This window comes from Microcoleus sp. Pol7_B2 (assembly GCF_036701035.1).
Taxonomy (GTDB): domain Bacteria; phylum Cyanobacteriota; class Cyanobacteriia; order Cyanobacteriales; family Microcoleaceae; genus Microcoleus.
In genome coordinates, this window is record NZ_JAUBQB010000121.1 from 1 (window position 1) to 11,906 (window position 11,906).

Genomic DNA, 11,906 nt, shown 5'->3' on the forward strand with positions numbered 1-11,906 from the left:
ATATTTAACTCTGCTTGAATATATCGATCGCTCCTGCTCTTGGTTGGCGATCGATTATTCAGCAAGCCCTATTTAGATTTAGATAAGTTCAAAGTCGTTAACGATACCGCAGGTCATTGTGCTGGCGATGAGCTACTGCGCCAAATCACTACACTTTTACAAAATGGAGTCCGCGCTAATGACACATTGGCTCGCTTGGGAGGTGACGAATTTGGTCTTTTGCTTAATAAGTGTCCCCTCTCTAAAGCAGCTCAGATTGCGGAAAACCTCAAAGATCTAGTGCATCAGTTTCGGTTTATTTGGGATAGCAAAACCTTTATCATCGGGGTCAGTATTGGAGTTGTTGCCATTAACCAAGCCAGCCAAGATTTGATGGAGGTTATGGGGGCGTCTGATGCAGCTTGTTATGCTGCCAAAGGCAAAGGTCGCAAATGTGTTCATGTTTATCGTCGAGACGATGGCGAACTAATATAATTAGACAACGTGGTGAGAGGCAGTTGATTTCCAAAATCAGCCGTGCGTTAGAAACCAATCGTTTTTGTCTCTACTTCCAAAAGATTGGCTCTATTACCTCTAATCAATCATTAGAGCCTTATGAAATTTTGTTGACAATGCTTGACCAAAACGGAGAAAGCGTTGCTCCCAATGAGTTTATTCTCACCGCCGAGTGTTATGGCTTGATAACAAAGAGCGATTGTTGTTGGGTAATCGAAACTTTTTTATCGAATTATCATAATTTATCTGGACTAAAAGTTTGTAGTAAAGACTTGTATACAATCCATATTTCTGGCGCTAGCAGTCGAATTTTTTTCAGTTTTCTTGTTCCATTTTATCCCGTTTTCGATGTTGAGATCGCGGTTTCTAGTGTGAGTTACCGCACTTTTTTAGGTATTCCCATCCTCCGAGTTTTGCGACTTGTTCTCTCCCGGTTTTTTAGGCGATCGCACGCTGTTCCTTCAGAATTACCACGGCGAACCGATCATGGTAAAAGCAGCCCAATAATAAGGATGCGAGAAATTTCGATCGCCCCTGGCGGTCAACTCTGACGGCAAAGGCAGAGCTTGATTGTTGCCCGATCGCACCAAATAACCATCTTGCAACCGCACTTCTCCCCGCAGCATCGCCAACTGCGCTTGCCGCAAAGCCTCAGCCTTAATCGGCGCTGTACGCAACTCCTGGTAAAACTCAGTCATCAGCCCCAAAGTAGCGACATCGCTGACATACCACAAACTCGCCAAAGCGGATTTTACCCCCGCGTGTACCGCCAACCCCGCGAACCCCAACTCAGCTTGTTCGTCTCCCACCGCCGTAGTACACGCACTCAAAACCAACAACTCCACCTGCGGGTTAGATAGCTTCAACTGCTCCAACTGATTCAGCCGCAACTTAGTATCCCAAAACTGAATGTAAGAATTTTCCGCTCCCCCAGGCTGAAAATCCCCGTGAGTAGCTAAATGAATAATTTTGTATTGCGGTTGATTGCGCTTGTTCTTCAAATTTGCCAAAGTAAAAGCTTCATTGAGAAAAGACGAACCCGGCCAAATCTTGCCGACAATTGTCGATATTTCCAGCGGCACCGCAGGTAAAGGATTTTGATCGTATTTGGCAGGAAAATTCGACGCACCCATCGCTAACACTTCAGAACCCTTAACATCGGCATAGCGAGTATCAGTTAAACTCAAACTCGGAATCAGCCCCAAACTGTACTTTTCTACCAAAAACTGCTTGCCGTCGTAAAGAGCAGCCAAAGGCAAAGTTCGCAAACCGGCATCCATCGAAAACACCAAGGTGTCAATCTTGTTAGCCTCCAATTCCGGTTGCAGCGGTGCAATTAACCACTGGTAAAGTTTCTCGGCAGGTTCCTTGTAATTAGCAGCATTCAATCTCCTAGGAGTTCTGATAGCATTAGTGAATTCTTTAGCAACTTGCAGCACTGTCTCGCGGCTTGCAGGCACGCTTTTAAAAACATTTTTCCCGTCTGGCAATAACAACACAAGTTCTAAATGTTTTTCTTTCGCCCAAACGTAAAGGATCGCGGGTTTGACCCCTGTCAACCGATTGACGCTGCTGAGAGTATCTCGAATACTTTGCTGTGTGACTGACTTTTCAGTGAGATTACCCCCAAAGTAACGTTCAAATTCCCGGCCCTGAGTTCTATCCCTTTGCTGCACTGCGTCGATCGGACTTATTTGCGCGATCGAACTCGATCGAGAAATCTCAGGAACCCTCACATTCCCGACACTTTCTGCACTCACCGCGCTCGCAGGCTTCTGTGGAGTTGTTGCCACGCTGCCGTTTTCTGTCGTCGCAGGCGCGCCCAAATTGTCTGTTAACACCGACGGCGACAGCAGTACCGGGCCGGCAGCAGTCTCGTTCGACCCCGCCTCAACAGACGCAGCAGCAGGTTCTGGCGAGACATTTGTGGTACTGCCCTTTGGCACCGACGCTGCGGCAGGGAGACTCACCTGAGTCACAATTTGTTGAGAATTGTCTGTAGTTTTCAGTTCCACGCTGGTAGTTGGTGCCGGACTCGCCACGATCGCCAGCGGCCCGATCGCAGTTGAGGAGGTGGCAGTGTTCGACTTCGAGTTTCCCGTCCCAACAGTCGCCGCCGTGCAGGTTCCCGACGGGCAAGTGCTTTGCAGCAGCGTCTGTGAACCCGATTGAGCCAGCCCGTCTGTAGAAATGCTGACCTGGGCGCCCTCAGCAGCCGTTCCTGTTCCCGGAGTCCGAAACGCTCCCCCAGCCTCGATTGCCACATCGCCGCCGATATTGCCACGAGCTTTGATCGAAACAACTTCAATATCTTTGTTCCCGGTAATTTGGCTCGAACCGGCACTTCCCGATTGCGAACTCGAGTTGATCACCCCTGTAACGATCCGGCCCGGCGCCGCAATCGAAATATCTCCCCCGCTTCTGGCACCAAAAGCATCGATGTTGCCGGTTTCTACCGCACCGGCGCTGCGAATAGTGATAGGGCCCGCCACCCCGGAAGTTGAGCGAGATGAAACCGTACCAGCAGTCAACTTGCCTTGACTGCTAGTGATGTTAATCCCCGCAGTCGAGGTAACGTCTCCGACGGCTACAGTACCCCCCATCAGAGAGATCGTGGCGTTATCAGTGCCGACGATCGCACCCGTTCCGACGATCGCGCCTGCGCCATTGGGCGATCGAATCGTCGTCGGATCTTGAAATGTCACCGCCACTGGCGTTGAATTTGGCGTTGAATTTGGAGTTTCAGAAAGAATCGAAATCACACCGCTACCGTCAGAACGTCCGATCGCGATCGAAGCAAACCCATTCCCAAAAGTGTTCAATTCCGCTGCAGTCAAGTTCAGAGCTTCTGTATCGTCAGAACCTTGAATTATAATGTTTTGGCTTGGAGCGGCCGGTTGCAACACCAAATTGCCGTTGCTGGTGAGCGAATTTTTGTCACCTGTCAAGTCAATTTCGTTGCCCGTCAGGGTAACATCTCCCCCTGTTTGGACGCCGCCAGCTTCGATCGCCCCCGCAGTGACTCCCTTGGGCCCCGTCAGCGTCACATTCCCCGCGAGATCGCCCCTCGTGTCGATCGCCCCGGCAGTCACCGTGCCCTGTGCGGTAACACTAACATCTCCCGCCGAATTGCCTGTATCTTCGGAAGAATTGACAGAAGTGTTGATGGTGCGAGAAGTTCCAGTAAGTAGCCGACCGGTTGTGACATTGCCTGCGGTGCTGACAATGCGAATTTCCTGATTGTGGGTAGTGATATTTCCGGTACGGATATTGCCGTCACCTTTGATAGTAATTGAGGCATTGTCTGCCCCTGTCAGGGAATTTGTGGTAGTGATTGTTCCCAAACCCGCTGGCGATTGAATAATTAGCGGATCGTAAAATGTGAAATCGTTGGCAATCAGAATTGAACCGATACCGTTGGTGCGGCCGATCGTAATTCCAGCAAACCCATTTTCCAAACTTCCGAGGTCGCTTGCCGTCAGATTCAAATAAATATTAGTACCGACATCTCCAGAACCGCCGATCGCAATATTTTGACCGGGACTCCAAGGTTGCAGTACCAAAAAGCCAGTACCGCTGACTGAATTTTTGTCGCCTTGCAAATTAATTTCATCACCAGTCAAAGTAATGTTTCCCGAACCCCCTGCGATCGATCTCACTCCCAGAACATTCTGAGCCGTCACAGTTACATTGCCCGTCGCTTCCCGACCGCTGGCATCAAGTTTTTGGGCCGTCACGTTCAGGCCGTCGAGCACAATATTCCCGCTGCTGCCGGTGCTGGGATTGGATGAAGAAATGTTGTTTGCAACAGTCGAACCCGGACTAATTAAACTAATATTTCCGCCGTTACTCGACAAATTGCCCGCAGTAATTTGACTTCCCGAAATGGCTATCGCACCGCCCGCCGTGCTAATTGTATCTCCAGAATTCATCGAAAAAACACCCGCACCATTGCGATCGGCATCTGCTCTCAATGTTACCGAACCAGTAGTTGCTTGAAATCTCAACTGATTGTCCGCCAAATCAGCAATTGTAATATCGTTGAGCGCTTCGAGAACCACATTTGCAGTCGCCGACATACTTTCCAAAGCTGTAGCCGAAATTGTCAGCGAAGGCTCAGAATTTTTTGGCTGTGGTGATGGCGTTCCTGTTGCCAAAATATTATTGTTGGCAATAATTTCCGCATCGCCCGCACCTTGTAGGGAATCTGTAATTAAAATATTGTCTGGATCTAACAGCAAAGTCCCCAAACCGTTTGTCCCAGACGTATCGACAGTACCGTTAAAAATCAATCTTTGCTTGCCCGAAACTTCCACAAACCCCCCAACACCTGCGGTGGTTGTTGCAGAAACGCCATTTGCGCTGATGCTGCCCAAAAATGCTGTTGTGTTGTCAGCCCAGATCACAATTCTACCGCCGTTGCCTGATTCAGTTGCGTTGGCGGCGATCGAACTTTTGCCATCCACGTAAGTCATCCTGGCATTCGGCACAGTTCCCTCGCCTCGGTAATCTCCCCCGATCCGCACCGTTCCGCCGCCGTCGGGCCCCGAAGCTTCAATCTTCGCTCCCAACAGCCCTACCTTGTCGCCCAACACGTTGACGCTTCCTCCCTGGCCCCCCGTAGCAGACACGTCCGCAGAACCCGCTACCAGCGCAGTTCCAGCACCTCCTGGCACTGTTTGACCGCCTGTGAGCACAACTTCACCTTGAGCGTTCGTAGTTATACCCGTAGCGTGAGCCACGCCGGGACCCGACAGCAGCCCTGGTAAACTCTGGGGAGAGAAGGGAACCGCTTCCGAACCCGACACTCCGGCTGCTGGAGAAACTTCTAAACTCAGCAAAAGTCCGTTTTGACTGAACCGCACCAGATTTTCGCCCGGGACAGCCGCCACAGTAATTTGACCGCCCGGGGCTGAAAGTTGCCCTGTACTGATCACCGTGCCGCCTAGCAAAGTCAAATTTTGCCCGGTTCCGACAGCCAAGTTACCGGCATTGACAATACTCGCGGGCTGTGAGCCAAAAACAAAAGCATTCGGCGCTCCAACTAGGGCCGCGAAGTCGTTCGCCCCTGTACCGTTGAACCAGCCGTTGTCAAAACCGATACCGCTAGCGGTGGTAGCCAAAAAAGACCCGGATACATCGAGCCGCGCATTTGCTCCGAAGATAATGCCTGCGGGATTCATCAGCAACAAATTAGAATTGCCGCCACTAACTTGAATTAGACCGTTAATTAAGGAAGCGTCGCCCCCGACAACACGGCCGAGGATATTTTTAACGGCTGGGTTGGAGATGAAATTGGCAGTTTCGCCCGAATTCAGACCAAACCGAGTAAAACTGTGGAACAAATTTGCTCCGTCTCTGGAGGTAGTGCCGCCTTTAATGTCGTAGCGAGGAGGCGACCCTGTACCTGGGGCGGTGACAGTGGTTCCGGTGCCGTCTGGGGCTGGAGTAATAGATTGTGCCGCAGCAATTTGAGATTGGGGATAAATTGCCACGAGTACCCATCCGTTTCTGTTTTCTTTGAGGAAAACCAGGTTGGGGAAAAAATCTACTATCAAAAATCCAGCAAGGGGAATTGCTGCCAGAATCGACCGCACAGCACGTTGAGCATTCATAAGTTTGCCTCGGTCTAGACCTTAATTCGAGTTTAAAATTGAGATTTTAGGTAAAAAAGAGTCGATCGCACCCCAATCCTGACACTTCCTAACGCGAACTCTCGATCGCAAATCTTAAAATTTAAGTCTAAATTTGATTGTGTCACCAACATAGCAAAGACTGACAGTAAGTGTCGAAACACAGGAAGTTTAAACAGAGAAAATTATGAGCGATCGAATTGTCCGTCTGATCGGTTTAACTGGGGGCATCGCCACCGGTAAAACCGCTATATCTAATTATCTTGCAGATGCCTGTGGATTTCCGATTTTAGATGCCGATATTTACGCCCGCGAAGCTGTGAACCCCGGTTCGCCAATACTTGACTCTATTGTAAAACGATACGGCGCCGGTATTTTGCTCCCGGACGGCAATTTAAATCGGCCCGAGTTGGGAAGTATTATTTTTTGTAACCCAGACGAGCGGCAGTGGTTGGAACAACAGATTCACCCTTACGTGCGCCGCCGATTAGTTGAGGAAACTCAAAGCTACATTGCTGCATCGAGTTTGGTATCCCAAAGCACACAGGATTTAGGTACAAAGACTCAAGAAACCGGCTTTTTTAACCAAAAGCTAGAACGAAGTATTGTTGAAAAAAAACCCGGTTTCTGCGCGCCGGCTGACACGTTGACTTTGGTTTTGGTAGTGCCGCTGCTGTTTGAAGCTAACATGACTGACTTGTGTACCGAAATTTGGGTAGTGTACTGTTCACCCGAAGTGCAGTTAGAACGACTAATGCAGCGAGACGGCTTGAGTTACGATCGAGCTAAGGCCCGCATTAATGCCCAGTTGCCGCTAGCTCAAAAGTGTCAACAAGCTGATGTTATTTTGGACAACTCGTCAACGCTCGACTCGCTATTCCTGGAGGTAGATGTGCAAGTCAGTCGCTTTGAGATTTGATATGTGAGATTGACTCCGCGATAGCGGTTTTAAAACCAGGTTTTTTTAATCCCTGCGCGCCAGTTAGTCGCTTTGAGAGGTGAGATTTGAGATTGAATCCACGATTTTGTGAAGGGGCTTTTTTCTCCAACCGCTTTCGACTCCTCCTTCAAAGTGGCGCGTAAGCCCTCTTGTCACCAAGCAAGATCAGAAAAGTCAGAAAAAATCACAAAAAATAAAAAGTTCACAATTTATTTGAAAATATAATAGCAACCATTTATGAAGTTAATGTAAAAAATTAGGCATTGCCCACTTTAAGGAATCTCATTCACCAAGATATTTATATCTAACGTGCTGATGGCGTGGCTGGGTACTCTCCTGTTGTGTCTTTAATCCCCGGGTTGCCGCTTCACCTCAATAAATTATCAAGTTAATCATAAAAGTAGTAAAACTTTACAATTGGCGGTTTTTGTTTCTTTCTTGGAAGACTGTTTCAAAAGGATTCCTGGGGCGATACCCTTTTAGATTTGAGATTTGAGATTTGAGATTTGAGATTTGAGATTTGGGAATGATTTATAGCTACCAGGGTGGGGAAGACGGGCATAGAAGAGTAGTATTCTTTTTTTGAACATGGTCTTGAATTCTGCTGGTTGCCCGCCAGTAGTAGATAACTAGAAATTACCCGCGAACAAGCGAGCTAAAGGATGGATTTCACCAGCTTTTAACCAAAACTCAAAAAAATTGCAGGTGTCCTCACTTACTAATTGATGACTTCGCCACAATTATTTTTTTTATCCTGATAGCAGAGTACAGACTGCGTATCAAGAAGGAGAAAATACAAACACCAAAATTTATGATGCGCGTTTACTCTTCCATCCTGATGTCAAGCCTGTTACTGAGTGCTGGCGCAGTTAATGCTCAAAGCTTAGAAACTCGATCGACCTTTTTTGCTCAAGACAACTCTGCTTCAGAAATTTTCACCGCTCTACCTGACACTCAGAGCTTGTACGATAAGCAGCCAGATAATAAGCCACCACGACGAGGCGAGGGGAGATAAAGCCGAAAAAAGCGATAATTGCAGGGAATTAGGGGGAAAATGGACAAATTAAAAATTGGGAGAAGAAGAGAAAAATTGAAGATTTCGATTTATTAATTCGGGAATTAGGTACTGCGTACCAAAAAACCGATTTTTCAGCGGTATTTGACCACTCAAGGCATAATTGTTCGCTATTCCGGTTTTTTTGCCCAATATCGTCAAAATATCAGACACCACAAACGGGCGCGAAATGTTGCACTCAAAAAAGAAAGGTAAAGCGCGAGTAGGAATCTGGCGCTTTACCTTTCTTTTTTAAACTTTTTCAGCTTTAATCTTCTTCCGCAGCTTCGCCACCAACAACGATATCGCGAATCCGCAAACTCGGGCCGCCACAACCGACGGGCAAACCGCTTTGTCCTGCCTTGCCACAGCCGCCGGATTCATCCCAGTAGAAATCGTCGCCGATCGCCTCAATATCAGCTAAAGTGCTGAAAACATTACCCGAAAGAGTAACATCCCGCACCGGATTGTCTAGTTTTCCGTCGCGGATCATCCAAGCTTCGCCGGCACTGAAAGTAAACATTTCGCCGTTAGTCATGCCGCCTTGCCAATTGCGCGCATAAACTCCTTCTTTGATACCAGAAAATAAGTCAGCAACTGGCGTGTCACCCCGTTCGATCCAAGTATTCGTCATGCGGACGATCGGCGGATAGTGATAATTCAAACAGCGAGCATTGCCAGTAGGCGTTTCTCCCAACTTGCCAGCCGTTTCCCGCGAGTGCAGCCGCCCGACTAAAGCCCCGTCTTTAATTAACTGAGTAGTAGTCGCCGGAGTGCCTTCGTCGTCGTAGAAATAGCTGCCCCGGTGTCCCTCTGGCGATGCACCGTCGAAAATTTGCAAGTTTTTGGGGCCGAACTGGCGACCGAGGGTCATAATTTCCAAAATGTCTGGATTTTCGTAGGCCATGTCGGCTTCGGAAAGGTGTCCGAAGGCTTCGTGGACGAACAATCCGGTCAAAATTGGGTCAATTACGACGGTGTAGGTGTTGCCTTGGACGGGGGGTAAGGCTAGGGAATCTACGGCTCTCTGGGCGGCGCTGCGAACTTGAACATCGAGATCGGTTAAGTCTTCGTAAGCTTTGCGGGAACCAGTGGTTTCGCGGCCGGTTTGTACGGTTTCCCCGCTGCGGGCTGTGGCGGCAAAGCGCATTTCCATGTCTGCCCAACCTTGTTCGAGCATGGTGCCTTCGGAGGTGGCGAGGATCATCCGCTGGGTGCTGTCGCCGTAGCGCACGGAGATTGTGGCGATGCGGGGGTCAATGCTGCGGAGAATGGCCGCGTAGCGATCGCACAATTGCTTTTTGTCAATTAGGGGAACCAGACGGGGGTCTGTCCCTGTCAGCGGCAGCAAGCAAATGTCTTGTATTGGGGTGACAGGTGCCAGGATCGTTTCTTCTTCGCCGATCAGTTTTGCCGCGGCGATGGCTTCTTCGATTCTTTCGGCGAGGGTGGAAAGTCGGTTAAAACTGGCAAAGCCCCAGCCGCCTTTGTGACAAGCTCTGACTTGGCCGCCAATTGAGACTCCTTCGCTGAGGGTTTCAATTTTTTCGCCCCGCAGCAGGATGTCGGTGCCTTCGGCTTCTTCCAGTCGAATTGCCAGATAATCGACTTGGTGACGGTAGCGTGCCATTAAGTCGGACAGCAGATTTTTCGAGTCGGCGATCGAGGTGGGCATAAGGAAAGCACGGTGTTTAACTTACTTCATTTTGCACTTTTGTTAGGGCGATCGTGCAAAATATCGCCCCAAGCGCGGAGATTGCGACTTATTGGTACGGTTCTGCCAATATCGTTAGTTAACAAATGTGGATATCCTGTGAGTTAGGAGGAAGGCGCAAGAAATTATGCGGGATTTTTTAATCGTGCTGGTGCTTGACTCCTAACTCCTGAACTTTCCTATACATAAATACTTCACCCTTCATGCCTCCGAAGGTGGGTTTATAACTGTGAATACTTACTTTTTACCGACAATAAGCGAAATTTTAGCCTCCGAAGGCCAAGAAAATGACCTGAGTCTCTTTGATGCTAAGTTGGCGGGAGGAAACAACCGCCATCGGTGTCCTGTAAGCCGTGGGGCTTCTCGACTGAAAGCTGAACAGGAATGGTACGGGGCGATCGCAGCTTTGAATCAAATGCTCGATCGGCAAAAAGCAGGACAAAAAACAGATGCCGATCGAGCAAATTGTCGCTCGACAGTCCCCAATTCCTCTCAGGGATTGGTTTTGTCTGGCCCGTCTTCGGTTTTGACTGACCCCGCTTTGGCTTCGGGCTTTGCCAATTGGATTTTTACCAGTCTTCCCGACAACGATGCAGCTTTGTGGTCTTTTCGGGCTAGACAAACTTTAGCTTTAATGCCGGCGGCTGATGTGCAAACATCAGTGCCTGCGGCGGCCCCGGCTTTGGCTTTGGCAAGTGGCGATCCTTTGGCGCACGAGCAGTTTTGTTTGGTTTTAACTCCTAGTTTTAGCTTGGTGATGGTTTTGGGTGAAAATTCAGCGGGAATTCCGGCTTTTCTATTTTCTTTCGATCCGCAAGTAGTCGCCAAAGCTTGGGAGGTTTTGCGGCGCAGGGTGACTGAAAGCGAATGTTTGCTTGCCAATTCTGACGGCAGCTTCAATTTACCAGTTAGCCAATTAACTAATAATTCTAGTAAATTAGACGCGCTGTTCCAGCAGTTTTTGCCTGTGGCACCCAATTATCAAACAGTAATGCAGTTCAGCCGCTTGCTGTTGCATAATTTGCCGGTTGGGAAAGATGAAGCAGGCAGGATAAAGGATGAAAGAATTGATGATGGTTTGAACCATAGACATCACAAGTTATCGGCTACAGATATCAACTGCAAATCTCCAATTCCTCTGGCTACTAAAGAGGTGGAATTGCTACAGGCGATCGCCCACGAAGTGCGCACTCCTTTGGCTACTATTCGCACGCTGACTCGGCTGCTGCTGAAACGTCCCAAACTCGACCCGGTTGTGGTCAAGCGTTTGGAAATGATTGATGCTGAGTGTACCGCTCAGATCGATCGCTTCGGTTTAATTTTCCGCGCCGTGGAATTGGAAATGTCGCAAGCTAAAAATTCGGGCGTGCAGCTAACAGCAATGTCCCTCGGTGAAGTGCTACAAAATAGCATTCCCCGCTGGCAAAAACAGGCGGCTGTGCGAAACCACACTTTGGAAGTTATTGTGCCGAAAAAGTTGCCGGCGGTAGTCAGCGATCCGACGATGCTGGATCAGGTTTTAACTAATTTGATTGAGAATTTTACTCGAACTTTGCCCTCTGGGAGTCGCATTCAGGTGGAGGTGACTTTGGCGGGCGATCAGTTAAAGTTGCAGTTGGAATCGGAACACCTACCTGAAGGTAATGTCGCATCGACTTTTGCAGCTAAGGGGAATGCTCCTTTGCGATCGATCGGGCCTTTGTTGATGGTGCAGCCGGAGACGGGAAGTTTGAGTTTAAATTTGAGCGTGACTAAGAATTTATTTCGGGCTGCTGGCGGGAAGTTGGTAATTCGCCAGCGGCCCCAAAAGGGCGAGGTGATGACGGTATTTTTGCCCCTGCAATAGTCAGTTGTCAGTTGTTGGTTGTCCTATCAATTCCGGTTGCATCGGAATGATTTAACCGCAGAGAACGCAGAGAACGCAGAGGAAGAGAAGAGAGAGCTCATTAATATCGGTCAACAACGGACAACTAACAACGGACAACTAACCTTTATATTATGTCCGGTCGATTAACCATGATTAAACTTTTGCCTCCGGCCACCAATAGAAATGAGTCAAACCACTGATTA

At 48.8% G+C, this 11,906-nt stretch carries 7 protein-coding genes; 5 read left to right on the forward strand and 2 right to left on the reverse strand.

The features are described from left to right. The first annotated feature begins 39 nt into the window (after nucleotides 1-39). Together QUA57_RS26895 and QUA57_RS26900 are read left to right on the forward strand one after the other, a co-directional pair. Entirely contained in the window at nucleotides 40-474 is a 435-nt protein-coding gene (locus QUA57_RS26895; RefSeq protein WP_333064796.1) for a diguanylate cyclase, read from the forward strand. Next, the gene (locus tag QUA57_RS26900; RefSeq protein ID WP_333064795.1) at nucleotides 432-1,046 is read left to right on the forward strand and encodes an EAL domain-containing protein; all 615 of its coding nucleotides are present in this window, start codon (nucleotides 432-434) and stop codon (nucleotides 1,044-1,046) included. The genes QUA57_RS26895 and QUA57_RS26900 overlap by 43 nt, the downstream gene beginning before the upstream one ends. Here QUA57_RS26900 and QUA57_RS26905 read toward each other — a convergent pair. After that, complete coding sequence (locus tag QUA57_RS26905; RefSeq protein ID WP_333064794.1) at nucleotides 963-6,110, reverse strand: CHAT domain-containing protein; 5,148 nt, start codon at nucleotides 6,108-6,110, stop codon at nucleotides 963-965. The genes QUA57_RS26900 and QUA57_RS26905 overlap by 84 nt on opposite strands. A gap of 205 nt (nucleotides 6,111-6,315) precedes the next feature. Between QUA57_RS26905 and coaE the strand changes: the two genes are divergently transcribed. Next, a complete protein-coding gene (gene coaE, locus QUA57_RS26910) occupies nucleotides 6,316-7,047 on the forward strand; it encodes a dephospho-CoA kinase (RefSeq protein ID WP_333064793.1) in 732 nt (243 codons plus the stop codon). Between the two features lie 832 nt (nucleotides 7,048-7,879). Further along, nucleotides 7,880-8,083, forward strand: a complete 204-nt coding sequence (gene patX, locus QUA57_RS26915) for a heterocyst-inhibiting protein PatX (protein WP_333064791.1) — start codon at nucleotides 7,880-7,882, stop codon at nucleotides 8,081-8,083. Between the two features lie 307 nt (nucleotides 8,084-8,390). Here the strand turns inward: patX and QUA57_RS26920 are convergent, their stop codons facing one another. Further along, entirely contained in the window at nucleotides 8,391-9,797 is a 1,407-nt protein-coding gene (locus QUA57_RS26920; protein WP_333064790.1) for a TldD/PmbA family protein, read from the reverse strand. Nucleotides 9,798-10,065: 268 nt separating this feature from the next. Here QUA57_RS26920 and QUA57_RS26925 point away from each other — a divergent pair, with 268 nt between their 5' ends. Beyond that, the gene (locus QUA57_RS26925; protein ID WP_333064789.1) at nucleotides 10,066-11,682 is read left to right on the forward strand and encodes a HAMP domain-containing sensor histidine kinase; all 1,617 of its coding nucleotides are present in this window, start codon (nucleotides 10,066-10,068) and stop codon (nucleotides 11,680-11,682) included. Nucleotides 11,683-11,906: the final 224 nt, after the last annotated feature.

Bases quoted from the DNA above. Each gene is read 5' to 3' on its own strand.
- QUA57_RS26905 (WP_333064794.1), bottom strand. From the start codon at position 6,110: ATGAATGCTCAACGTGCTGTGCGGTCGATTCTGGCAGCAATTCCCCTT.
- QUA57_RS26920 (WP_333064790.1), bottom strand. From the start codon at position 9,797: ATGCCCACCTCGATCGCCGACTCGAAAAATCTGCTGTCCGACTTAATG.
- QUA57_RS26900 (WP_333064795.1), top strand. From the start codon at position 432: ATGTGTTCATGTTTATCGTCGAGACGATGGCGAACTAATATAATTAGA.
- patX (WP_333064791.1), top strand. From the start codon at position 7,880: ATGATGCGCGTTTACTCTTCCATCCTGATGTCAAGCCTGTTACTGAGT.
- coaE (WP_333064793.1), top strand. From the start codon at position 6,316: ATGAGCGATCGAATTGTCCGTCTGATCGGTTTAACTGGGGGCATCGCC.